At 62.1% G+C, this 22,746-nt stretch carries 26 protein-coding genes; 16 read left to right on the top strand and 10 right to left on the bottom strand.

Going from position 1 to position 22,746, the window contains the following annotated elements; translation table 11 throughout:
• Nucleotides 1–58 precede the first annotated feature (58 nt).
• Nucleotides 59–1,234, top strand: a complete 1,176-nt coding sequence (locus tag AAC029_RS03430) for an ATP-binding protein (protein ID WP_339743969.1) — start codon at nucleotides 59–61, stop codon at nucleotides 1,232–1,234.
• A 681-nt stretch (nucleotides 1,235–1,915) separates the two neighbouring features.
• Here the strand turns inward: AAC029_RS03430 and motA are convergent.
• A complete protein-coding gene (gene motA, locus AAC029_RS03435) occupies nucleotides 1,916–2,788 on the bottom strand; it encodes a flagellar motor stator protein MotA (RefSeq protein ID WP_339743971.1) in 873 nt (290 codons plus the stop codon).
• Between the two features lie 188 nt (nucleotides 2,789–2,976).
• Between motA and AAC029_RS03440 the strand changes: the two genes are divergently transcribed.
• Nucleotides 2,977–4,251, top strand: a complete 1,275-nt coding sequence (locus AAC029_RS03440) for an MFS transporter (protein ID WP_339743973.1) — start codon at nucleotides 2,977–2,979, stop codon at nucleotides 4,249–4,251.
• A 144-nt stretch (nucleotides 4,252–4,395) separates the two neighbouring features.
• Here the strand turns inward: AAC029_RS03440 and AAC029_RS03445 are convergent, their stop codons facing one another.
• From AAC029_RS03445 to AAC029_RS03470, 6 genes are all read right to left on the bottom strand, one after another.
• Nucleotides 4,396–4,998, bottom strand: a complete 603-nt coding sequence (locus AAC029_RS03445) for a hypothetical protein (protein WP_339743975.1) — start codon at nucleotides 4,996–4,998, stop codon at nucleotides 4,396–4,398.
• Between the two features lie 39 nt (nucleotides 4,999–5,037).
• Nucleotides 5,038–5,265 carry a hypothetical protein gene (locus tag AAC029_RS03450; protein WP_339743977.1) on the bottom strand — a complete coding sequence of 76 codons (228 nt, stop codon included), beginning with the start codon at nucleotides 5,263–5,265 and terminating at the stop codon, nucleotides 5,038–5,040.
• A 353-nt stretch (nucleotides 5,266–5,618) separates the two neighbouring features.
• Nucleotides 5,619–6,812: a lytic murein transglycosylase gene (locus tag AAC029_RS03455; protein WP_339743979.1), complete on the bottom strand. Its 1,194-nt coding sequence runs from the start codon at nucleotides 6,810–6,812 to the stop codon at nucleotides 5,619–5,621.
• A 23-nt stretch (nucleotides 6,813–6,835) separates the two neighbouring features.
• The gene (locus AAC029_RS03460; protein ID WP_339743981.1) at nucleotides 6,836–7,609 is read right to left on the bottom strand and encodes a DUF1194 domain-containing protein; all 774 of its coding nucleotides are present in this window, start codon (nucleotides 7,607–7,609) and stop codon (nucleotides 6,836–6,838) included.
• A complete protein-coding gene (locus AAC029_RS03465; RefSeq protein WP_339743983.1) occupies nucleotides 7,606–8,301 on the bottom strand; it encodes a DUF1194 domain-containing protein in 696 nt (231 codons plus the stop codon). Before AAC029_RS03465 ends, AAC029_RS03460 begins: the two co-directional genes overlap by 4 nt.
• Nucleotides 8,302–8,580: 279 nt before the next feature.
• Nucleotides 8,581–8,829, bottom strand: a complete 249-nt coding sequence (locus tag AAC029_RS03470) for a hypothetical protein (RefSeq protein WP_339743985.1) — start codon at nucleotides 8,827–8,829, stop codon at nucleotides 8,581–8,583.
• Between the two features lie 226 nt (nucleotides 8,830–9,055).
• Between AAC029_RS03470 and ykgO the strand changes: the two genes are divergently transcribed.
• The 4 genes from ykgO (at nucleotide 9,056) to AAC029_RS03490 (ending at nucleotide 12,226) form a co-directional block, all read left to right on the top strand.
• On the top strand, nucleotides 9,056–9,181 hold the full coding sequence (ykgO, locus tag AAC029_RS03475; protein ID WP_091768343.1) for a type B 50S ribosomal protein L36: 126 nt from the start codon (nucleotides 9,056–9,058) through the stop codon (nucleotides 9,179–9,181).
• A 13-nt stretch (nucleotides 9,182–9,194) separates the two neighbouring features.
• Nucleotides 9,195–9,800: an HAD family phosphatase gene (locus tag AAC029_RS03480; protein WP_339743987.1), complete on the top strand. Its 606-nt coding sequence runs from the start codon at nucleotides 9,195–9,197 to the stop codon at nucleotides 9,798–9,800.
• Between the two features lie 155 nt (nucleotides 9,801–9,955).
• Nucleotides 9,956–11,143 carry an acyl-CoA dehydrogenase family protein gene (locus AAC029_RS03485; protein WP_339743989.1) on the top strand — a complete coding sequence of 396 codons (1,188 nt, stop codon included), beginning with the start codon at nucleotides 9,956–9,958 and terminating at the stop codon, nucleotides 11,141–11,143.
• Nucleotides 11,144–11,146: 3 nt separating this feature from the next.
• Nucleotides 11,147–12,226, top strand: a complete 1,080-nt coding sequence (locus AAC029_RS03490; RefSeq protein WP_339743992.1) for an acyl-CoA dehydrogenase — start codon at nucleotides 11,147–11,149, stop codon at nucleotides 12,224–12,226.
• A 35-nt stretch (nucleotides 12,227–12,261) separates the two neighbouring features.
• Here the strand turns inward: AAC029_RS03490 and AAC029_RS03495 are convergent, their stop codons facing one another.
• The gene (locus AAC029_RS03495; protein WP_339743994.1) at nucleotides 12,262–13,365 is read right to left on the bottom strand and encodes a Fic family protein; all 1,104 of its coding nucleotides are present in this window, start codon (nucleotides 13,363–13,365) and stop codon (nucleotides 12,262–12,264) included.
• A gap of 210 nt (nucleotides 13,366–13,575) precedes the next feature.
• Between AAC029_RS03495 and AAC029_RS03500 the strand changes: the two genes are divergently transcribed.
• The 8 genes from AAC029_RS03500 to AAC029_RS03535 all read left to right on the top strand — a co-directional run bounded on the left by AAC029_RS03500 (nucleotide 13,576) and on the right by AAC029_RS03535 (nucleotide 18,725).
• Nucleotides 13,576–14,526, top strand: a complete 951-nt coding sequence (locus AAC029_RS03500) for an aldo/keto reductase (protein WP_339743996.1) — start codon at nucleotides 13,576–13,578, stop codon at nucleotides 14,524–14,526.
• 106 nt (nucleotides 14,527–14,632) lie between these two features.
• Nucleotides 14,633–15,031: an MAPEG family protein gene (locus tag AAC029_RS03505; RefSeq protein ID WP_339743999.1), complete on the top strand. Its 399-nt coding sequence runs from the start codon at nucleotides 14,633–14,635 to the stop codon at nucleotides 15,029–15,031.
• A 91-nt stretch (nucleotides 15,032–15,122) separates the two neighbouring features.
• The gene (locus AAC029_RS03510) at nucleotides 15,123–15,707 is read left to right on the top strand and encodes a hypothetical protein (protein WP_339744002.1); all 585 of its coding nucleotides are present in this window, start codon (nucleotides 15,123–15,125) and stop codon (nucleotides 15,705–15,707) included.
• Nucleotides 15,708–15,709: 2 nt separating this feature from the next.
• Nucleotides 15,710–16,654 carry an alpha/beta hydrolase gene (locus AAC029_RS03515; protein WP_339744004.1) on the top strand — a complete coding sequence of 315 codons (945 nt, stop codon included), beginning with the start codon at nucleotides 15,710–15,712 and terminating at the stop codon, nucleotides 16,652–16,654.
• Nucleotides 16,655–16,747: 93 nt separating this feature from the next.
• Entirely contained in the window at nucleotides 16,748–17,032 is a 285-nt protein-coding gene (locus tag AAC029_RS03520; protein ID WP_339744005.1) for a DUF2312 domain-containing protein, read from the top strand.
• A 29-nt stretch (nucleotides 17,033–17,061) separates the two neighbouring features.
• A complete protein-coding gene (locus AAC029_RS03525; protein ID WP_339744008.1) occupies nucleotides 17,062–17,526 on the top strand; it encodes a hypothetical protein in 465 nt (154 codons plus the stop codon).
• Nucleotides 17,527–17,625: 99 nt separating this feature from the next.
• The gene (locus AAC029_RS03530) at nucleotides 17,626–18,099 is read left to right on the top strand and encodes a hypothetical protein (protein ID WP_339744010.1); all 474 of its coding nucleotides are present in this window, start codon (nucleotides 17,626–17,628) and stop codon (nucleotides 18,097–18,099) included.
• Between the two features lie 167 nt (nucleotides 18,100–18,266).
• Entirely contained in the window at nucleotides 18,267–18,725 is a 459-nt protein-coding gene (locus tag AAC029_RS03535; RefSeq protein ID WP_339744012.1) for an ASCH domain-containing protein, read from the top strand.
• 94 nt (nucleotides 18,726–18,819) lie between these two features.
• On the opposite strand, the gene AAC029_RS03540 is transcribed toward AAC029_RS03535, so the two are convergent.
• Entirely contained in the window at nucleotides 18,820–20,274 is a 1,455-nt protein-coding gene (locus tag AAC029_RS03540) for a sigma-54 dependent transcriptional regulator (protein ID WP_339744014.1), read from the bottom strand.
• Nucleotides 20,275–20,457: 183 nt separating this feature from the next.
• Here AAC029_RS03540 and AAC029_RS03545 point away from each other — a divergent pair, with 183 nt between their 5' ends.
• Nucleotides 20,458–21,291: a type II CAAX endopeptidase family protein gene (locus AAC029_RS03545; protein ID WP_339744017.1), complete on the top strand. Its 834-nt coding sequence runs from the start codon at nucleotides 20,458–20,460 to the stop codon at nucleotides 21,289–21,291.
• A 37-nt stretch (nucleotides 21,292–21,328) separates the two neighbouring features.
• Nucleotides 21,329–22,276: an alpha/beta hydrolase gene (locus AAC029_RS03550; RefSeq protein ID WP_339744018.1), complete on the top strand. Its 948-nt coding sequence runs from the start codon at nucleotides 21,329–21,331 to the stop codon at nucleotides 22,274–22,276.
• A 57-nt stretch (nucleotides 22,277–22,333) separates the two neighbouring features.
• Here the strand turns inward: AAC029_RS03550 and AAC029_RS03555 are convergent, their stop codons facing one another.
• On the bottom strand, nucleotides 22,334–22,582 hold the full coding sequence (locus AAC029_RS03555; RefSeq protein ID WP_339744020.1) for a hypothetical protein: 249 nt from the start codon (nucleotides 22,580–22,582) through the stop codon (nucleotides 22,334–22,336).
• Nucleotides 22,583–22,746: the final 164 nt, after the last annotated feature.

The following is a 22,746-nucleotide window of genomic DNA, read 5'->3' on the forward strand; positions in this document are numbered from 1 at the left end:
ACACAATGCGCCCAAGATCAACCTTGCAATTGTGGAATTCAACTCCATAATTGCAAGGATGTTGAACCGCGAACTACAAGCCGAAATCAACGAGGCGCTTGAAGAGAATCCGGCAGTGGTGCTCCTCGGCCCGCGCCAGGTCGGCAAAACGACGCTAGCCCATGATCTGCTCGAAGCCCGCGATGCCATCTATCTTGACCTCGAACGCCACTCCGATCTCGCCAAGCTGGCAGATCCGGAGCTCTACCTCATGGGCCATCTCGACAAGCTGGTGATCCTCGACGAAGTTCACCGTCTGCCCGAACTCTTCCAGACCCTTCGCGGCCTGATTGACCAGGCGCGCCGTGATGGCAAGGACACAGGGCGCTACCTGCTGCTCGGCTCTGCATCCATGGAACTGATGAACCAGTCCTCAGAATCGCTTGCCGGCCGTGTCGCCTACAGGGAGCTGACGCCGATCCTGGCGAGTGAGCTCGATGACACCGTGGACGAGGCGACACTATGGGCGCGCGGTGGCTTTCCGAGAAGCCTGCTCGCCAAATCCGACCGTGCCAGCCTTCAATGGCGCAATGACTTCATCTCTACCTATCTGGAGCGTGATATTCCCCAGCTGGGACCGCGCGTCCCGGCCGACATGCTGCGTCGCTTCTGGACGATGCTGGCCCATCAACAGGGCGGCCTCTTCAACGCAGCCGATCTCGCGCGCGCGCTCGGGGTCGATAGCAAGACGGTCGCCAATTATCGTGATCTGATGATCGATCTGCTGCTCGTGCGCCGCCTCACGCCTTGGTATGCCAACACCAAAAAACGCCTCGTCAAATCACCGAAAATCTACGTGCGCGACAGCGGCATCTGCCACGCGCTGCTCGGGCTGGACACGCATGAGGCCTTGCTCGGTCACCCCGTTATTGGCGGCAGCTGGGAGGGCTTCGTCATCGAAAACCTCATCGCCGCCGGCCGCCTCGCCTCGCACCAGGTCGGCTTCTACCGCACATCGGCCGGCGCCGAGATTGATCTGGTGATCGAACGCGGCAAGCAGTTGTGGGCTGTCGAGATCAAGCGCACAGCATCACCGAAGCTCTCTCGCGGCTTCCGCAATGCCGTTGAGGATCTCCGTCCGACGAGGAGTTTCTACGTCTATAGCGGTACGGAGCGCTATCCGCTCGCCGAAGGGGTCGAAGCCATAGGCTTGAGCGAGTTGATGCGCGAACTCAGTGCCGCGGCGGGCCAGTAGAGCTGTTCGCCCGGTCGCTCGAAACCGTCTTGCGTCGCCTGTGCGGCAAGAGCGACATGCACTATCCCTCGTTCGAGGAATTCCAAGCGCGGTTTGAAGCACTGCGCGGTTGTGCTCTGCCTCCACCCGAGCGAGAGAACCGAACGCTGCGTCTCTCTGTGGAAGAAATCGCCAATGCGGCGCTCTCCATCGCACCGCAGCATCCTACCCAAGCCGGTTTCGCCTCATGCTCTGAGGCAGGTGCTGGGAGATCCGCGCGATGGACGCCCGATCTGGCTACCGCAGCCGCGCGGCTCGGCGCTACCGAGACCCGGTTGCGCGCCGCGTTGCGGCTGCCGCCACGACGGTAATTCGGAAGAGAGGACGGGCCTTGTTGCCGGAATCCTGCGGGCGAGTCGCTTCTCCCTCACCGGATTGAAGCACCAGCCGCCAATCGGAATCGCGAGGCCGTCACCAGCTCCGTCGCCTTCCATCAAGGAAGAGGAGGGAGGCAAGCTGATCGGCATCGATAATCACCCACCTCTTCCTTGATGGAAGAGGTGCGCCGGACGCAGTCCGGGGCGGAGCTGGTGAGGATGACGAACGCGACGCCCGCCGGTCGCAGCGCCCACCCCCCCAAACGCAAAAAGCGCGCAGCCCTGAGAGCCGCGCGCCTGCATTTGATCCGTTTCGAGTGAAGCCTTAGCCGACTTCGGCCGGGATTTCGTCGAGGGTTTTTTCCAGTTCCAGGAAGGACGGCTGCATTTTGGACGGGATGCCACCGCGGCCGATCTCGACGGAGATCTGGGCGGCATTGCCGTGGAGGTGGGCGACGAGGACGTCCTGGATGATTTTGTAGAACTGGTGTTCCTCGTCATAGACCGCCTGCATATAGCTGGAGAAGGGGCCGACGAAGCCATAGGCGAGAAAGACGCCCATGAAAGTCCCGACCAGCGCGCCGCCGATCATGGCGCCGAGAATGGACGGCGGGCTGTCGATGGAACCCATCGTCTTGATGACGCCGAGCACGGCGGCGACGATGCCGAGGGCCGGCAGGGCATCGGCCATGGATTGCAGCGCATGGGCCGGTCCGGCAGCCTCGTGATGGTGCTTTTCCAGCTGTTTTTCCATGTGATCTTCGACCTGGTGCGGGTCTTCGAGATTCATCGTCATCATGCGCAGCGTGTCGCAGATGAAATCGGTCGCGAAGTGGTCTTTCATGATCCGCGGATAGCGGGTGAAGATCGAGCTCTCTTTGGGGTTTTCGATGTGAGATTCGAGCGCGATAACGCCCTTGGTCTTCATCATCTTGGTCAGCAGGAAGAGCAGGGAGAGCAGGTCGGCATAGTCCGAACCCTTCCATTTGGGCCCGGTAAAAATCTTGCCGAGATCGCCGGCTGTCTTCATCACGACTTTCGGCTTGTTCCCGATCAGGAAAGCGCCAATCGCGGAGCCGCCGATCACGATCATCTCGTGCGGCAATGCGTGCATGATGACGTCGAAATGGCCGCCGGCCAGCGCGTAACCGCCGAACACGGTCGCGAACACGACCACTATGCCGATAATCTGAAACATGAACCCGTCCACCTGTTCAACATCGCGACATTGATGCCGTTCGATTTGAGGGCACTATGACGCGTTAAGCTTAATGTCCGGTTGAATTGACGTTATCAGGATGTTTACAGGACAGCCCGCTTGCCAAGAGGTGCGAAGCTCATAAAGCTTCGCGCCTGATGACCCCGCTCCCGACGCCCCCTCTCCCCATGACCCCGCTCTACGACCCGTCCAATCCGTCAGGTCCGAAACAGCGCAGCTCCGCCTTTCGCCTGCTCTTCCTGTGTCTGATGGCGACGGGGATCGGCAATAACATGCTGTTCGCCATCCTGCCGCCGCTGGCGCGGCAATTGACGGTGCCGGAATATTGGGTCGGGGCGATCTATACGGTCTCGGCGACGCTGTTCATGACGATGACACCGATCTGGGGCGCACTGTCGGATCGGCGTGGCCGCAAGCCGCTGATCATATTTGGCCTTTGTGCCTTTGCCTTCTCAACCCTGATGTTTGGCGGCGCGGCTTGGGCTGGCGAATCCGGCTGGGTTCCGCCGCTGGCGGCGATCTTTGCGATGGCTTTGGCGCGCGCCCTGTTCGGCTCGCTCGGCTCGGCCACCAATCCGGCCGCCCAAGCCTATGTCGCCGACCGCACCAGCCCGGAAGAACGCACCGAAGCGCTGGCCGGCCTGACAGCCGCCTTCGGCCTTGGCGCGGTGATCGGGCCGACGCTGGCGGCGGCCTTTGTCGATATCGTCGGGGTTCCGGTGTTCATGGTGCTGATCTCGGCCACGGTCGCGACCGCTGCGCTGGCAATCTGGAAATTCCTGCCGGAACAGACGCCGCCGCGCGTGCAGCAACGCCCGCTCAATCCGCTGAAGCAGTTCGGTTTCGCCGCCGATCCGCGCATCGCGCCTTTCATGATGTATGGCGCCGTGATCTGGATCACCCAATCGCTCAGCCTGGCGACCCTGTCCTTCTTCGTGATGGACACACTTGGTCTCGATGAGAGCCAGGGCCTGCAAATGTCAGCCATCGCGCTCGCCGCCGGCGCCGGGGCGCTGATCGTGGCGCAGCTGATCGTGATCCCGGCGCTGAAAGCCAGCCCGCGCGTATTGATGTCACTGGGCGGGCTGATCACCGCGCTCGGCAGCGGCGTGATGCTGATCGCGCCAAATTATGCCGGCATTGTCTTCGCCTATCTGATGACCAGTTTCGCCTTCGGTCTGGCCCGTTCCGGCTTCGTCGGCGGCGCCTCGATTGCCGTCACCCCGGAAGAACAGGGCCGCGCCGCCGGTCTGACCACCGCCACTGCCGGCCTCGGCTTCATCATCGGTCCGGTCGGTGGCCTGTTGATGTATAACCAGCTCGGCCATCACAGCCCCTATGTCGCCGCCGCCGTGCTGAGCATCATGGCGCTGGCCCTGGCCTGGTGGCATCCGGGCATTGCGCGCGTCACAGCGCCGGTGACGGTGAAGACGGAGCCCTAGGGGCAGAATCATCGCACGGACTAATTCACCGGAGAGCACCGCCCGATGGATTCAAGCAAGGAAACCCCACCGCTTTGTGTAATGTTTGAAAGTGTTGGAACGTCATGCAAGTGTTTGAGAATGCGTATAGTTCACTAAATCATGCTACTTGCAAAACTTTGTACCTGTCGAGATTAGTTGCTCATAAATTCCCGGCCAGGCGTCGGACATGATGAAATCGACCCACGCAAATGGAAGGTCGACGATGCCCGCGATCTCAGCAGCACTCATCGCCTTATCGTAAAATGGCTTGAGGGAATCTCTAGCTTCGATCGGGAATAACAATGCAGCCGCACGAAGCATACCGGCATGATCAGATATAGTCTTTATTCCCAATGAATTCATGTCCGAGATTGCCGCCGGCGGGATTACCATTTCTGTGGTCAGGCGGTTTACGTCTTCCTGGATTCGCACCACCATTTCATCGCTATCCGCTATATGCAGCAGCTCCTTAGCACAGATCATGCGCTGAACAGGTTCCGGCAGACCTGTATGATATACGATGTGGGCGGTAGAGTACCCGTCACCGCTTACGTATGGCGGCTTATAGCGTACATGATATAACATCCCAGCGAGCACGGTTCCGTCCTCTGCGGTGGGGTGGAATTCCACACCCTCCACATACCCGGCCTCAATAAGGAAGGATGCTATATCATCAATTTTGATGGGCAGCTTTTGATAAACGCTGAAATGTTCAATTAATCGCATAGCGTGCATTCATATGCGATTTGGAAGTTATCGCAAAGCCTAATTCAGCCTTGCGATAACTTCTTTAACATCAACCGTTTTTCGGTTTTTGTCACCAAACTCTGGTAACGTTTCAGCTATGCCGTTCTCGATTTCGAAAATAATCTTAGCGACAACGCCACGAAACTCTTCCTTTGAAACCTCAGCACCAGTTCCACGAGAAAACTTGATGTTCCGAAGCTCTCTTCCGCTGCTCTCGAAGAGCAGGTGGTTCAACTTATCATTCATGTCGCCCTCCTCTAAATTCCAAGGCCGCTGTACTACCACATGGAAACCGCACCAAATTAAGGCGATCACCACGCTCTCTTCTATGACCGGCCATTATGTAATTGCAATCCTAACATAATGCTATCCTAACGGGGATAACTTTCGCAGGGCCGCATACGATGTCAATTATAACACTATATCAGGAACATACATTGGAAGCTGGGTATCAACCCAATTCGCGCACTCAAACTCGCATTCTCAATTCGTGCGTCCTTGAAGCCACAGTTCGATGGATGCACGATCAGATTGTGCTCCAAGGAGAACGCTTTAGCTGCAACACAAACCGCACGACCTAACACCACACGAGCCCACCCCTACTCCCCCGGCACCGCCACGCTCGCCGCCATCACCGCATCATACATCGCCCGCCCGGCATAACCGTCAGCGGCATGGCCATGGGCGCGCTGGAAGGCGCGCAGGGCATCGCGGGTGCGCGGTCCGGCGAGGCCGTCTGGCGTGCCTGAATCATGGCCGAGGGCATTCATCGCCGCCTGCATATCGCGGGTCTGGGTGCGGGTCAGGGGGACGTCGTCGACCGGCCAGGGACCGATGAAGGGCACGGCGCCAGCGATACGGTCAGCGAGGTGGGCGACGCCCAGCGCGTAGGCGGTGGAGTTGTTATAGCGCTTGATGACGCGGAAATTCGGGAAGGTGAGAAAGCCCGGCCCGGCGATGCCGGCGGGCAGTTCCAGACGCGCGGTGAGCATCAGGCCATCGGCGCTCCAGGGATGGCCATCGGCTGGCGTGATGCCGCGCAGGGCCCATTCACTCACGAGGCGGTTCTGGTCGGGATTCCAGCGGCTGACATCGAAATTATCCGGCACGGAGACCTCGACCACCGTCGGCGCACCGGTCTGCCAGCCGGCGCGGGCGAGCAGATTGGCGGCGGAGGCGAGCGCATCGCCATTATTCGTCCAGATATTGCGGCGGCCATCGCCATCGAAATCGACGGCGCGTTCCAGATAGGTGGTCGGGATGAATTGCATCTGGCCCATCGCGCCGGCCCAGGAGCCGGTGAGCTGGTCGCGGGTGGCATAGCCATTATCGATCATGTGCGCGGCGGCGATCAGCTGATCTTCGGCCCAGCCGCGGCGGCGGCCTTCCCAGGCCAGGGTGGCGAGGGCCTGGATGACGTCATTATTGCCGGGGATCTGGCCGTAGGAGCTTTCCAGCCCCCAGATCGCGACCAGGGTTTCTGCGCGCACGCCATATTGCGCCGCGACCGCATCAACGATGGCACGATTGGCCTCATACGCGCTCCGGCCATTGGCAATGCGCAGATCGGAGGCGGCGATGTCGAGATAGGACCAGATCGGGCGCACGAATTCAGGCTGGCTGCCATCGCGCTCAATGATCTGCATCGCCGGGGTCAGCCCGTCGAGCATCGACGCGACGGTTTCCGGGCTTGCGCCAGCCTCGCTCAGGCGGGGGTGGAAGCCGGCCAGCCAGGTGTCGAACGTCTCGCCCTCGGGTTGGGCGTGGGCGGACGGGGCGAGAATGAGAGCCAAAAGGCCAATGACGAGCGCGCGGATTATCCCCTCCTGAGGAATTGCGCCGGATCGAGCCCGGCGATTTCGATTATAAGTTTGCGCTTCAGCGCGTCCACGAAATCCTCATGCTCATTTGTGGGCGAAATGAAGGCGCCGGGCCCGGCAATCACCTGTTTTTCAAAGTAATCCGCGACATCGATGTTGACCGAGGGCCGAAACGGACTTTGCCGCTCGGACTGGATCGGCAGGCCATTGACGGTGATCAGCGCTGTCTCGGCGCGCGTGCGTGCCTGCGACAGGGAGGAGCCGGAATTCTGCGGCCCATCTCCAGACAGATCGATCACCTGGCGAATACCCTCAAAGCGATTGTCCTCGATCAGCGTGATTGAGGTTTCGATCGCAGCACCGATGGCCGTGCGGCGGCCGGAGATAAAGGGCGCGGTCGCCAGGCTGGCGGCGAAAATGCGCGCATCGCCTTCGGTGGCGATCACGGTCCAGGGCGCGACGACACGCTGAAAATCGCCATCTGCCCATTCCAGATACATCACCGCGATGCGGCCATAGCCGCCGCCCTGGATCGCCGAGATCACTTCAGGATCGGCCAGAGCCGCGACATGGCCCTCACGCTGGCGTCGCGCCTCGACCTCATCGATCGAGGAGGAGACATCGACCGCGAGCACGAGTTCGAGATCGACATATTCGAGACCGTCGGCGGTGTATTCGACGGGCCGTGCGAGGTAATCAGGCGGCGCTTCGCTGCCACCGATCAGCAGCGGAACGAAGAGCAGCGTCGCCAGCGCCAGAACCGGCTTCACGGCGCGCGCCCCAAACCCTCAAGCGCCGGATTGGCGGGATCGAGTTCGGACCGCGACGGCATCGCGCCGGCGATCTCAAGCACCAGCTTGCGCAGGATCGCGACGCGGAATTCGTCCTCCGTCCGCGCCGGAACCACGAATGCGCCCGGCCCGGTGATGACATTATTGCGGAAATAATCTTCGAGATGGACTTCAACGGGCCGAACCCAGCGCCCGGAATTCTCGGAGATCACCGGCAAGCCATTGACGACGACATTGGACTGGTCAGCCAGCGCATGGGCGCTTTCCAAGGGCAGGCCCTGGTTTTGCGGCCCGTCGCCGGAAATATCGATGATCAAACGCGGTGCGGTGTAATCATTCTCGTCGATCCGGCGCACCCCATCGGCAATCGCCGAGCCAATCGCGGTGTAATGGCCGCGCTCAAACGGGGCAGCAGCGACACGGGCGGCAAAGTTCAGGGCGTCTTCTTCGCTGGCGATCACGGTCCAGTCGGCGGCAGCGCGCTGAAAACCGGTATCGGCCCATTCAACATAGGTGACGGCGATGCGCCCCAGCGGGCCGCCCTGGATCGAGCGGATCACGTCCTGGTGCGCCAGCGCGGCGACATAGCCTTCGCGTTGGCGGTGCGCCTCTTCCTCGTCGACGGAATAGGAAATATCGACGGCGAGCACGAGCTCGACATCGACGTCCATGCGATCATCCTGCGCCGCAGCCCATGCCGCAGACCCACACACACAAACGGCCGCGAGCGCGGCCGCAACGCAATTACCCAGATATCTCATGGCCGCGAAACTATGGGGCGGACATGCCAAGAGCAACTGACGATGTTGTAAGGGGGAATTTTGCCCGACAGACAGGCTTTTATGGCGCCCAGCGACGAACAGGCGTTAACGCGCGAACCAGCAACCTCATACCCGGGGTGATGTTTCACGACCGGGTATGAGGTGAATGCCTAGTCGGTGCGATCCAGTCTATTGAGGATCGGTCGCAGCAGGCTCGGGCTCGGCTGGCGCGTCAGCTGGTGGCGTCATCGCATCTTCAGCAGCATGAGCTGCATCATGCATGGCTTCGCCAGTCGCGTCGGCCGCGTCTTCCATGGCGGCACCCATATGCTCTGCGGCCGACTCCATATCGCCATCGGCATGCTCATCCGCACCATCGGAACAGGCAGTGAGCATCAGTGCTGCGGCCGAAGCCGCGATCATCAGTTCAAAACGCATGTCATTCTCCTTGTGACCGCGCACACATAGCAGGTTTTACGGACCGCGAATGCTGTTTTCTTAACCAAGTGTAATATTTTTTCGCACCTGCGGCATCGCACCTGCCGCAATCGCCACCTTTCCAGTCCTCAGGCCGCTGGAACCGCACGTCACCGTTGACACTCCGGCAGGCCTCGGCTACTTCGCGCCCTCCTTAATTAATGCGTGTCAACACGAAGGCCTTGCCATGAAAGTCCGTAGCTCTCTCAAGTCGCTGAAAAATCGTCACCGTGATTGCAAGGTCGTGAAACGTGGCGGCCGTGTCTATGTGATCAACAAGACCGACCCGCGCTTCAAAGCCCGTGCCGGCTAGGCTTTCACAGTCGATGGCTCGCAAGGCCGTCCTGTGGGATCTGGGCAAGGTCCTGCTGGACTGGTCGCCCGCCTATCTTTATCGCAAGATGTTCACAGATGAAGACGCGGTCCAGGACTTCCTGGGCCGTGTTTGCACAATGGAATGGCACACCGCGCACGATCGCGGCGTGCCGATGGCGGAGAACCGCCGCGCTCTGATCGCGCAATTTCCCGAGCATGAAGCGGCGATTCGCGCCTGGGAAAGCCGTTTTCCCGAAATGCTCAATGGCTCGGTCCCCGGCACTGCCGAAGTGATCGAAGCGCTCGCCACCGCTGGCGTGCCGCAATACGCCCTCACCAATCTGCCGGCCGAATGGGTCGAGCCCGTCAACCGGCTCTATCCGGCGATGCGCCATATGCGTGATACCATCGTGTCGGCCCATGAGGGGGTGGTGAAGCCGGACCGGCGCATCTACGAAATCACAGCTGCGCGCCTGCCCCACGACCCGGCCGATGTGATCTTCTTCGATGATCGCGAGGCGAATGTGATCGCCGCGCGCGAATTCGGCTTCGATGCCGAGCTGTTTACCGGCGAAACCAAGCTTCGCGCCGACCTCGCAGCGCGAGGCCTGCTCTAGCCCGAACGGCGTCGGGCGACATTCCAGACCGTTAGAATCAGCAAGCCTCTATCCACGCCGCCCCGCTTGGCTTTAAATGCATACCGAAAACACGAAACCGCCGCAGGCTGGCATCAGACCGGCCCCGCCCATTGGTCGAAATCGAGGAGCACGTCATGGATCTCAACTTCACGCCCGAGGAAGAGGCCTTCCGCGCCGAAGTCCGCAGCTTTCTCAAGGATAATCTGTCGGAAGAGCTCGCGACCAAGGTTCGCAATGGCGAGGAGCTCGGCAAGGCCGACATGGAAGCCTGGCACGCGACGCTGCAGAGCCGCAACTGGCTCGCCGTAACCTGGCCAAAGGAATATGGCGGCCCGGGCTGGAATGCGGTGCAGCGCCATATCTTCGACGAGGAATGCGCCATGGCCAATACGCCGCGCATCGTCCCCTTCGGTCTGGGCATGCTCGGCCCGGTCCTGATCAAGTTCGGCACCGACAAGCAAAAGGCCGACATATTGCCGCGCATTCTCGACGGCAGTGATTGGTGGTGCCAGGGCTATTCCGAGCCGGGCGCCGGTTCCGATCTCGCCAGTCTCAAAACCCGAGCCATTCGCGAGGGCGATGATTACATCATCAATGGTCAGAAGACCTGGACCACGCTGGGCCAGTACGCCGACAAGATTTTCTGCCTCGTGCGCACCTCGACCGAGGGCAAGCGCCAGGAGGGGATTTCCTTCGTGCTGGTGGATATCAAGACGCCCGGCATTGAAGTGCGTCCGATCAAGCTGATCGAGGGCGGGTATGAAGTGAATGAGGTCTTCTTCTCCGATGTCCGCGTGCCGGTCTCCAATCTGGTCGGGGTCGAGAATGAAGGCTGGACCATCGCCAAATTCCTCCTCACCCATGAGCGCACCGGCATTGCCGGCGTCGGCAGTTCGACTCAAGCCCTGGCCGAGCTGAAAGCCCTGGCTCGCAAGCTGAAACGCCGCGGCAAACCCCTGATCGAAGATCCGCTGTTCGCGGCGCGCATCGCCCAGGCCGAGATTGATCTGGAAGCGCTGCGGATGACCAATCTTCGCGTACTCGTCGATGCCTCCGGCGGGGCCGCCTCCAACACCATCGCCTCGATGCTCAAAATCAAGGGCACGGTGATCCGGCAAAATCTCGACGATCTTGCCCGCCGCGCCCTTGGACCGGCCGCCGCACCCTTCCCGCTGGACGCGCTGGCCGGCAATCTCGCCGTCGCGCCACCGGAAGCGGCCGCCAGCGCCGCGAGCTATTTCAATAATCGCAAGCTTTCGATTTTCGGTGGGTCCAACGAGATCCAGCGCAATATCATCGCCAAAGACCTGTTCGGAGCCTGAGCCATGAATTTCAATCAAACCGACGACCGGCGCATGATCTCCGACAGCCTGCGCCGCTATCTCGCCGACCAGTATCCGGTCGAACACCGCATCAAGGTTGCTTATGACGCGCCCTTCCACGACGCCAAAAAATGGGGCGAGCTGGCCGAGCTCGGCATTCTTGGCGCCCTCGTCTCCGAGGAACAGGGCGGATTCGGCGGCGAGGGCTTCGATATCACAGTGGTCTTCGAGGAATTCGGCCGCGCTTTGTGCCCTGAACCGATGCTGGGCAATCTGATGAGCCTGCGCCTCTATGCCGGCCTCGGCCAGCAGAACAAGGTCGATGCCATCATCGCCGGCACCGCCCGCACCGCTCTGGCCGTGTTCGAGGCAGACGCCTTCACCGACACCAGCGAGGTCGCCACTGCCGCGACCAAGTCCGGCGAGAGCTGGACGCTGAACGGCCGCAAGAGCCTGGTCTACGGTGCCCACGCCGCCGACACCCTGCTCGTCGTCGCCCGCACCCCGGCCGGCAAGGTCGGCCTGTTCGAGATCGAGGCCTCAGCCGCCGATATTCACGCCTATGCGATGATTGATGGTGGCGGTGCCGCAGAAGTCGGGCTCGACAATACGCCCGCCAAATGCCTGTCCGAAGACGCCGCCGACGCCATCGAAGCCGCCCTCGATGCCGGCCGCCTGGCGCTCTGCGCCGAGGCCGTCGGCGCGATGGATGTGCTCAAGGAGATGACCAAGGACTATCTGATGCAGCGCCAGCAATTCGGCCGTCCGATTGCGACCTTCCAAGCCCTGCAGCACCGCCTCGTCGATCTCTCGATCGAGATCGAACAGGCGCGTTCCATCACCATCCACGCCGCCGGCGCCCTCGACACGTCGGGCCGCGCCCTCGCCGTGGCCAAAGCCAAAAACCTGATCGGCCGCGCCGGCAAGCTCGTCGCCGAGGAAGCCATCCAGATGCATGGCGGCATCGGCATGACCTGGGAATATGCCGGCTCCCACTACGCCAAACGCCTGACCATGCTCGACGCCCAGATGGGCGATACGGAAGATCAGCTGCGGCGGGTGATGGAGTTGATGGCGGCTTAAAGGGCTGGGGGTATGCGCCGGGGGTGCGTGCCCCCTCACCCCGCCAGCCCATACCCCGTGCTGCGCCCGCCCCCGGCCAGCTTCACCAGCACGCCACGCGCCACCAGATCCTGGATATCGCGCAGCGCCGTATCCGGGGACGTCTTGGTCAAAGCAGCCCATTTCGATGTCGTCATCTTGCCTTCGAAACCGTCGAGCAGGCGATTGATCGCCTTGCTTTGGCGTTCGTTCAGCGGCTGGCCGGCGAGCTTTTCCCAGACCCGCGCCCGGGTCAGGACGTGCGCCAGTATCGTCTCGGCACCGTCGAAGGCGCGGTCGAGCACTTCCAGAAACCACATCAGCCAAGCGGTGATGTCGAGATCGCCCCTTTGGGTCCGCTCGAGCATGGCGTAGTAATCGCTGCGCTCGTGGCGGATTTGCGCAGAGAGGCTGTAGAAACGCTGGGCGCTGCCTTCCGAACGCGCCAGTTGCATGTCGGCGAGGGCGCGGGCGATGCGGCCATTGCCATCCTCGAACGGGTGAACGGTCACGAACCATAGATGCGCGAGTGCCGCCTTGAGCACCGGGTCCAGCGTCGGGCCACTGTTGAACCATGCGAGAAAGCGGCGCATTTCGCCGGGCAGGCGATCAGCGTCAGGCGCTTCGAAATGCACGGTCTCATGCCCCACTGCGCCGGAAACGACCTGCATCGGTCCGGAAGCCGGGCCGCGCCAGGCACCGGTCACGATGCGGCTCATACCGCTGCGACCTGCGGGAAACAGCGAGGCCTGCCAGGCAAACAGGCGCTCGGACGTCAGCTCTGCTCCGTAATTGCCGGTCGCATCCAGCATCATCTCGACGACACCATCGACATTGCGGTCAGCGGGAACCAAACCGGCGATATCCAGCCCCAGCCGCCGCGCCACCGATGAGCGAACCTGTGCCCGGTCGAGTATTTCACCCTCGATTTCGCTGGATTTGAGGACATCTTCGGTGAGCGTTGCCAGCTGGGCCTGACCGCGCAGCGCAAACCCCAACGCGCCCATACGGCCAAACAACCGCCCCTGCCGGTGGCGCACCGCCGCCAACTTGTCAGCCACAGCAGCCTCGCTCCATGTGAAGCAGGGCCAGTCGGCCAAGTCATGGATATATTCCGCCATTCGCCGCACCTTATGCGGTGAATATGCCAGTTAATCGCCGCATGAGCAAGACTATTCGCCGCATATTGTGCGGTGAATAGGATCGGCATTCGCCGCAAAGCGGGGCGGGGTGTACCATGGGGACGCGTCCCACAGGAGACGTGGAGTCTTCCCCGGGACACGTACCAGAGGTACATGTCCCTATCCCCCAAGCCGTACAGGACACCCGCCATGACCCAGCTTCGCCCTCTCGGCTCCAGCCGCCTGATGACGCCGGCCCTCGTGTTCGGCGGCAATGTATTTGGCTGGACGCTGCAGTCGCCGCAGGCCTTCGACGTGCTCGACCGCTTCATCGCGGGCGGCGGGACGATGATCGACACCGCTGATGTCTATTCGGCCTGGGTTCCGGGCCATGTCGGCGGCGAATCCGAGACGGTGATCGGGGACTGGCTCAAGCGGCGGGGCCGGCGCGATGATGTGTTGATTGCGACCAAGGTCGGCATGCTGCCGATCGACGGGCCCAAACCGCTCGATCCGGAACTGATTGCGCGCCATGTCGAGGCCTCCCTCAACCGGCTGCAGACGGATCATATCGACCTCTATTACGCGCACCAGGACGATCCCGACACGCCGATGGACGAGGTGTTGCACGCGTTTTCCGAGCTGGTTGATGCCGGCAAGGTGAAGGCGCTCGGAGCGTCCAACTTCTCGGCCGAACGGTTGGGCCAATCGCTGGAGATGAGTGCGGCGCGCGGTTGGGCCGCCTATTCAGTGCTGCAGCCGGAATTCAATCTGATCCGACGCCACCGCTTTGCCGGCGCGCTGCGCGATTTGTGCATCAAGAAGAATATCGGCGTCTTAAGCTATTTCGGGCTCGCTTCGGGCTTTCTGACCGGCAAATACCGCTCGCAGGCCGATCTCGGCAAAAGCTCGCGCGGCGACCGGATGACCGCCTATTTCACGCCGCCACACATGGCACTGCTCGGCGTGATGGATACCATCGCGGCAGAGACCGGCGCCAGCCTGTCACAAATCTCTCTCGCCTGGATCGCGGCCCAGCCCGGTATCATCGCCCCGATCGCCAGCGCCACCAGCATCAAGCAGCTCGACGAATTGCTGGGCGCGCTGACGCTGGAACTCGGCGCGGAGCAGCTGGCACGGCTGGACGCGGCAAAGGTTTAGGGCGAGACGAAACGAGTCACGCAATACATCTTCCCCGTACCGCGTTCCACAGTTACATCTTGGCGATATTCCACGCCGATCCTCGGCCCAATGAAAGAACCCCTTCATGGCAGCCTTCCCCTTCACCATGCTCGGCACGCTCGCTGCCGTTCTGTTGACGCAGCTGTTCGCAGTCCGCACCGGCCAGATGCGTGGCAAGACTGGCGTCAAGGCGCCGGCCATGTCCGGCTCGGATGAGTTCGAGCGCGCCAATCGCGTCCACCTCAACACCGTCGAACAAATCGTCATTTTCCTGCCCGTGCTGTGGGTTTTCGCTGCCGTCGCCGGTGATCTCTATGCCGGGATCGGCGCTGTCGTCTGGATCGTCGGGCGTGTGCTGTATTCGCAGGCCTATATGGCTGATCCAGCCAAGCGCGAGCTTGGCTTCATGATTGGCATCCTGGCTATTTTGCTGATGTTTCTGGGCGCGACCGGCCTGATCGTCTGGAGCCTGTTTACCGCGTGAAACCGGCGAGGATGGGGACACACTATAGTGTGTCCCCGACAAACCGCGCCGCCCTCTGGACGTCAGCGCCGGAGGGGCTATCCTTGCGACCATGATGATCCTGCTCGCCTCCGCCCTGCTGACCTTCGCCGCCGCTCAGAATGCGCCGCCGCTTGCCGAACCGCTGCAGATCGCGCCACAGGTCGAGTTTCAAACGCCGCAAGAACGGCTGACGGCACGGCTTGATGCCCTGGCGACGGCGGACGAGGCGCAGGCGCGGCCACTGGTCGACGAAATCCTGGCCCTGTGGGCCCATTCCGGCAGCGATACGATTTCGCTGCTGATGGATCGCGGCCATGCTGCCGAAGCCGCCGGCGATAACGAAATCGCGGCGCGCATGTATGACCATGTCACCGAACTGGCGCCGGACTTCGCCGAAGGCTGGCTCGCCGCCGGCCGTGTCGCGGCCCAGCTGGAAGACTGGACCTACGCCTTCCAGACACTCAACACCGCCCTGACGCTGGAGCCGCGCCGCTTCGACGCCTATGTCACACTCGGGCGGGTGCTGGAAAATGCCCAAGCCATCAATGCCGCGCTCGATGCCTATGAAGAGGCGCTGGATATCTACCCCACCTATGCCCCCGCGGTCGACGCCAAGGCCCGCATCGATGCGGCCCGCGCTGGCCGCGCGCTATAGCGGTGACGGCAGCGGGCCTCATCGCGCTGATTGCCCTCGCGGGGCTGCTCCTCGGCGCGCTCGGCGGTTGGCTGGTCTCGCAACGCATTGCCAAGGCGCATCCGCCAGCGGGCGAATTTGTCGAAATCGACGGCACCCGCCTGCATTTTCGCCGGAGCGGTGATCCGTCCCGGCCCGCCATATTGGTGTTGCATGGCGCCGCCTCCAATCTTGAGGAGCCGCGCCTGGCGCTCGGCGAGGCTTTCGCTGGTGAGAATGTGATCTGGCTTGACCGTCCCGGCCTTGGCTGGAGCGAGCGGCCGAAATCGAAACGCTGGTCGCCCGCCGACGAAGCGGCACTAATCGTCAAATTCCTCGACCAGCTGGAGATTTCCGGAGCTGTCGTGATCGGACATTCCTGGGGCGGGGCGATCGCGATGCGGCTCGCCATTGATCATCCTGAACGCGTCACCGGTCTGGTGCTGATCGCGCCGGCGCTGTCGGCCTGGATCGGCGAGGCGGCCTGGTTCAACGCCGCCAGTGGTTGGCCGCTGATCGGCCCCTTGATGACGCGTGTGATCATTCCGCTCGCCGGTCATGGTCAGCTCACAGCCGGCGCGCACTCGGCTTTCCTTCCGGAAGCGGTGCCGGAAGGCTATGTCGCAGCGTCGCACCTGCCGTTGATCCTGCGACCGGGCAATTGGGTCGCCAATGCGCGCGACATGATGCAGGTCAATACGCATCTGGAGCTGCAGGAAGGCCGTTATCAGGATGTTGCTCTGCCGACAGTGTTTCTGGCCGGAAAGGCCGACACGGTCGTGTGGACCCATCGCCATTCCGGCCAAGTCTCGGCGCGGATGCTCAATGCCGAGCTGCGGCTGATTTCCGGTGCCGGCCACAATCTGCACCACCATCATCCCCAAGCCGTGCTGGAAGCGGTTTTCGCGGTGCGGGAGCAGGCCGGATAGCTGATGAATCCGGTGGAAATCACTGGCCGACCGGCTTGAGGCGAAGACCTGGCCAGACTAGGGTCGCGCTCCGCCGCAGCAAAGGTTACCGAGATGGCTTTCACCGACACCGCCCCAACAGGCCCGATTGACGAATCCGACGCCATGGGAGGGGTCGCGCGCGATCATCTGAAGGCTTTTGTCGCGCGGATTGAACGGCTTGAAGAAGACAAGGCCAATGTCGCCGCCGACATCAAGGAAGTCTATGCCGAGGTCAAATCCATGGGCTTCGATCCCAAGGTGATGCGCAAGGTGATCTCCCTGCGCAAGATCGACCGGCAGGAGCGCCAGGAGATGGAAGCACTTCTGGAATTGTATCTCGGTGCCGTCGAGAGTTAGACTGCCGGCCTCCCCTTACGGAGGAAAGCGTGCCCCGAAAGATCGACGAGAAGAAGACCCGCAAGGCGCTGCGCCGGCTGGAGCGCGCCAAGCGCACCGCCGAGCAGGCCGGCTCGCCGGAGGCTTCGCTGTCGGAATGGGAAGGCGAGTTTCTCGGCTCGCTGGAAGAGCGGCTCGAAACTTATGGCTCGGCCTTCAATGATCCCGGCAAGGGCGATACCGAAGAAGCCCTCTCGGCGCGGCAAGCCCTGAAACTGCGTGAAATCGAGAAGAAAGCTGCCGGCAAGGCGCGCAAGCCGATGTCGCAGGGAACAGGCTTCAAACGCAAAACGCCGGGCCCGGGCCCGCGCTCGCGCGAGATCCACGAGGATTTCGATCCGGCCCCGCCGGCCGAGCCACCCGCCGCAGATCACCCTGCCACCAAGCCTGCCCAGCCTCGCCCGGCCGGTGGATTCACGCCCCGCGTGATTGAGGGCGGTAAGACTCGCCTTTGAGGCATGGTGTTATCGCGGCGTTAAATCTGTTGCCAATCTCAACGCGCCCGGCTGCGGCAAACGCGTATCATCGCCCTTCGATCCAAGGAGATCAGAGCGATGTTTGATACGATGTTTGACCCGACGTCCCAGTTCGAAACCCTGCAGGAGGACGTCCTTCACAGTCTCGAGAGCGCGATGGAAAATGGCTTGTCGACCGTGCGCGGCGCGGCAGCTTTCCACCAGGCGATGGAGCGGCTGGACCGGCTCAGCGAGATCAAGGCCGACCAGATTTACGCACCGCTTTCCGCCGACCCCCTATCGCGCGACTATGTCTTGCATCTCGACGAGCAATTGCTCGGCCTGATGGGTCGGATCGATGTGCTTCGAACCCATGTCGAGCTTGGTCTTGAAACCGGCAGCGACAATGCAACGGGCCTGCGGGATTCGCTGCAAGCCCTGCTGCGGCAGCTGAAAATCTCCTTCAGCCGTGAAGCGGCCCTGATCCCGGTCTATGTGGCTTGGCAGGAACGTGAAGCGATGCGGGCGCCACCACCGCCGCCGGAATTGCAACTGGTCAACACTCACCCCTGATTTTACCCCATCTCCCTGCCGCGCGCCCTCCCCCCGACGCGACGACACGGACAGCGGACCGGCTCCAATTGGAACCGGTCCGTTATTTTGTGAGCGCATCCCGGCGCAATCTGGCTTGTCGTGATCATGCGCGCTATGCACAGCCTCCGATCGGACCGGAGCCGGGAATGACGCCGCAAGAACAGAAATTCTGGGACCGTTTTCGATCCGCAATGGACATTGAAACCGCGGAGCCAGCCGACATTTTCAGGTTTGGTGACAGCGCGGCCATGTCGAATGAATTGCTCGATCTCGTCCTGTCCGGCCGCAAGCGTGCGACCTGCGCACTGGCCCGCTGGTACGGCCCGGGCCTGGCCCCGCTACCGGTTGCCGGCGCGCTCTGCGTGATCCTCGATGGCGATGACCAGCCCCGGTGTGTGATCCGAACCGCGTCCGTCGAGCTGCGCCCTGTCAGGGCGGTCGAGGCGGATTTCGCGCGCGATGAAGGCGAGGGAGACCTCAGTCTTGAATGGTGGCGGGCGGCGCATCTCGAGTTCTGGCAGCGCGAAGCCAACCGCGAAGGTTTCACCTTCTCCGAAGACCTCGACGCCCTGCTTCATCGCTTCGTTCTGGTCTGGTCTGAATAGAAACGGGCCGGCTACCAGAAGGAACCGGCCCGCTTCATAACCCGCCGCACAACACGCGGCAGACATCCCGTGGCTGGGAAGTGTGTCTGGACGATCAGCCGGCGGCGCGGACGCCCTCGACATCGAGATCGTATTCGCGGACCTTGCGATACAAGGTCGAGCGGCCGACGCCGAGGCGGCGGGCGACTTCGCTCATCCGTCCGGCATAGGTCTCGATCGCGAACTCGATCAGGTCACGCTCGATATCTTCGAGCGAACGCAGATTGCCGCCAGCATCCATGATCTCGACCGGGGCAGGTTCGCCGCCGCCCGTCATCAGCTCGACAGCCGCCGGCGAGATATCGCCTGCAACAGCTGCACGGCTCTGGATATCGGGGGTCAGACCGGAGATTTGCGGGAAATCGGCTGGCGTCAGATAATCGCTATCGGCGAGAATGACAGCGCGGAAGACCGCGTTTTCCAGCTGGCGCACATTGCCCGGCCAGTCGAATGAACTCAGAAGGGCGTGGGTTTCCGGCGCCGCATCGACGATGGACTTGCCTTCCTGGGCGTTGAAGCGGCCGATGAAATGGCGCACCAGAGCCGGAACATCTTCGCGGCGTGACCGCAAGGATGGCACTTCGATCGGGAAGACATTCAAACGATAGAACAGGTCTTCGCGGAAGGCACCGGCAGCAACAAGCTCGGTCAAATCGCGATTGGTCGCCGAAATGATGCGGGTATTGACCTTGACGGGGCGTTTGGAGCCGACCGGGTCAACCTCGCCTTCCTGCAGTGCGCGCAGCAGTTTGACCTGCATGTCGAGCGGCAGCTCACCGACTTCATCCAGGAAAAGAGTGCCACCATCGGCCTCCTGGAATTTGCCCATATGCTTGCCGACCGCGCCCGTGAAGGAGCCCTTTTCGTGACCGAACAGGGTGGATTCAACAAGGTTTTCCGGGATGGCGCCGCAATTGACTGCGACGAAGGCGCCGCCGGCGCGCTTGGATGCGGCCATGATCGACTGGGCGACCAATTCCTTGCCAACGCCGGAATCGCCGGTGACCAGGATCGGAATGTCTGATTGGGCGGCCCGTTCGCCGAGCCGGACCACCTGCTGCATCGAAGCGGCGGAGGCAATCATGTCGGCAAAGCCCGACATATTGGCGGCCTTGCGGGTCAGACGCTGCACTTCGCCGCTGAGAGTCTGGACCTTCAGCGCATTGCGGATCGACACCGCGATACGTTCCGGACTGGCCGGCTTGACGAAGAAGTCCACCGCACCGGCCCGCATCGCCGAGACAACCGTTTCGATACCGCCGCTTGCGGTCAATACGATCACCGGCAGATCCGGCAGCCGCTTCTTGACCGCGTCCAGCGTCTCCATGCCGTCCATCCCCGGCATGATCAGATCGAGCAGCATCACATCGACTGGCGAGGAGGCCACACGATCCAGGGCCGCATCGCCGCTTTCTGCGGTCTCTACGCGGTAGCCCTGCTTTTCGATCACCGCCTGAAGAAGGCGGCGTTGCGTCGGATCGTCATCAACGATCAGAACTGATTTCACCATCACACCCACGCCTTTTCGGTCGCATTGTTTTCGCCGGGTCTTTTGACCTCGCTGCCGTTTCCGACAGGGCGTCTATGCGGACCGTTATGGGACACTCTTCTAAATTTCACGTTTAAGAGGCGGCAAGGACCGGTTAAGCATAAGGAATTGGAAAGGGCTCGCCCCGACCCGCGAGAGACGATCATGGCTGATACGACTACCCCTTTCGGTCCCCGCCCGGTGCGCTGGGCCTTCCCGCCGAATGATGGATTTTTCGGATTGCAAGAGCATCAACGCCTGCAGATGATCCACGCCCTGCCGGGAATCCTCGTCTGGCCGATCCTGTTATTCGGTCTTGCGATCACCTTCCAATTCCTGTCCGGCGGTGCTTGGGCGTTGATCGACGGCAAGACGCTGGGCATCTCGCTCGAAACCACCCAATTCGCCGGATCGACGGTGGCCTATGGCGTGCTCGCCATGCTGATGTGGCATCACTTCGGCATTTATGCCGCTCACCGCGCCGCCTTCTCGGTGATCCCCAAACGCTGGTCCGAGCTGGTGATCGGCCTGCTCATCCTGGGTGCCATGTTGATGGTCGGAAGCCCGCTGACGGTCTGGTTTCACCAGTTCGCGATGGTTGATCCGAACCTGACACTGGCCGGCGGTGCCGATCTGAAAGACGTGTCCAATGTCGACAATTTCGTCCAGAGCGGAGCGGCCCTGTGGTCGATTGTCCTTTTGACACTGGTCGCGGCGCCGATTGTCGAGGAGATCCTGTTCCGCGGCTGGATGCTGCCCATGCTGGTTGCCCGCGGAGTGCCGGGTCTGTTTGCGGTGCTGATCTCAGGCCTCGCCTTTGGCCTGATCCATACCGGACAGGGCCTGATGGTGATGACATCGACCGCCCTGCTCGGATTTGCACTCGGTGCAGCCCGGCTCGCGACGGGGCGGGTCGCGGCATCGGTGTTGGGCCATATGGCCAATAATGCATGGGCGATATTCGCCGTACCCTTCCTCACCGGAATGCAGTCGGGGTGAGATTGACGCAGCGCAGCATCGGCGCTAGCGCTGCTGCATGACAAAGACCACTCCGAGACCCGCGCGCCCACCAGCACCGCTGATCCAGTTCAAAGGCGCCAAACCCCCGGCGCCAGCCTGGTTCCAGCGCGCGCTATCTGTGCCCTTCGAGACCGGCAGCGTGATCGTCGACGGCGCGACGATCCACTGGAAAGCCTGGGGCCAGACCGGCATGCCGGGTCTGGTGCTCGTGCATGGCGGCGTCGCGCACAAGGATTGGTGGGACTCCATCGGTCCCTTCCTGGCCGAGACACGGCGCGTCGTCGCGCTCGATTTGTCGGGCATGGGCGATAGCGATCACCGCGATGCTTACCGGATGGACACCTACGCCCTGGAAGCAATGACCGCCGGGCGCGCGGGCGGTGCGTTTGCGGCGGGCGCACCCTTCATGATCGGCCATTCCTTCGGCGGCTTTGTCGCGCTGGCAACGGCAGCTGAATTCGGAGCCGAACTGGCTGGCATCGCTGTGCTCGACAGCCCGGTTCGGCCACCCAGCGAACAGCGCCAATCCTCACCACCCAGCCGGGGCGGCGGCGTCTATGCGACGTTCGAAGCCGCCCTTGAGCGCTTCCGTCTCCTGCCGGAGCAGGACTGCGCCAATGCTTTCCTGATGGACCATATCGCCCGCCAGTCGCTGAAGCCGACAATCCGGCCGGATGGCAGTGACGGCTGGACCTGGAAATTCGATCCGCATCTGTGGAGCAAGCTGAGCTATGACCGCAAATCACCGGCTGAAATCGCGGCCGGGCTGAAATGCCGCATCGCCCTGTTTCGCGGTGCCGATTCAGTTCTTGTGACGGATGAGATCTGGGGTTTCATGCGCGAAACCTTCGGCGCTGACACGACGATGGTCTCGATCCCGGATGCGCAGCACCATCTGATTCTCGACCAGCCGATCGCCGTAGCTGTCGCGCTAGAAGTGCTGACCGGTCCAGGTTGGGGCTGAGCCGCGACAGAACGCCGCTGCAAAGCAGACTTCAATCGCAGAAATCAGTCCCAAAATTCAGTCTTCGTGTTGCCGGATTTCGCGGGCGACATCGTCCGGCATGCCCGGATTGCGCACGATCATCGAACGGCGCAGGGCGCTGAGGATCGCGACCAGTATGACAGCGCCCAGCCAGATACCGCCAATCAGGCGCGCGGTTGGCCAAATCGGGTCTAGCGCGCCGAAATTGAGATATTCCATGCCGGCCAAGCCTGCATAGACGAGCAGGGCGAGAACACCGGACCAGATCGCGAACGGTATGCGCATCGAATTTCCCCCATTCCGCCGCAACCCATATTGAAACCCATCCCGCGCCACAACCGCCCGGTCGGGAAAAACCCGCAGCGTGGCACTGCCGCAACAATCCGGTTCCGATCGCCGTGGGCCGACCCAGAGCTGCGGCCCAGAGATCCCCGCAGTGCCTGCACTGC

Origin of the sequence: uncultured Maricaulis sp., assembly GCF_963975345.1 — a bacterium.
Taxonomy (GTDB): Bacteria; Pseudomonadota; Alphaproteobacteria; order Caulobacterales; family Maricaulaceae; genus Maricaulis.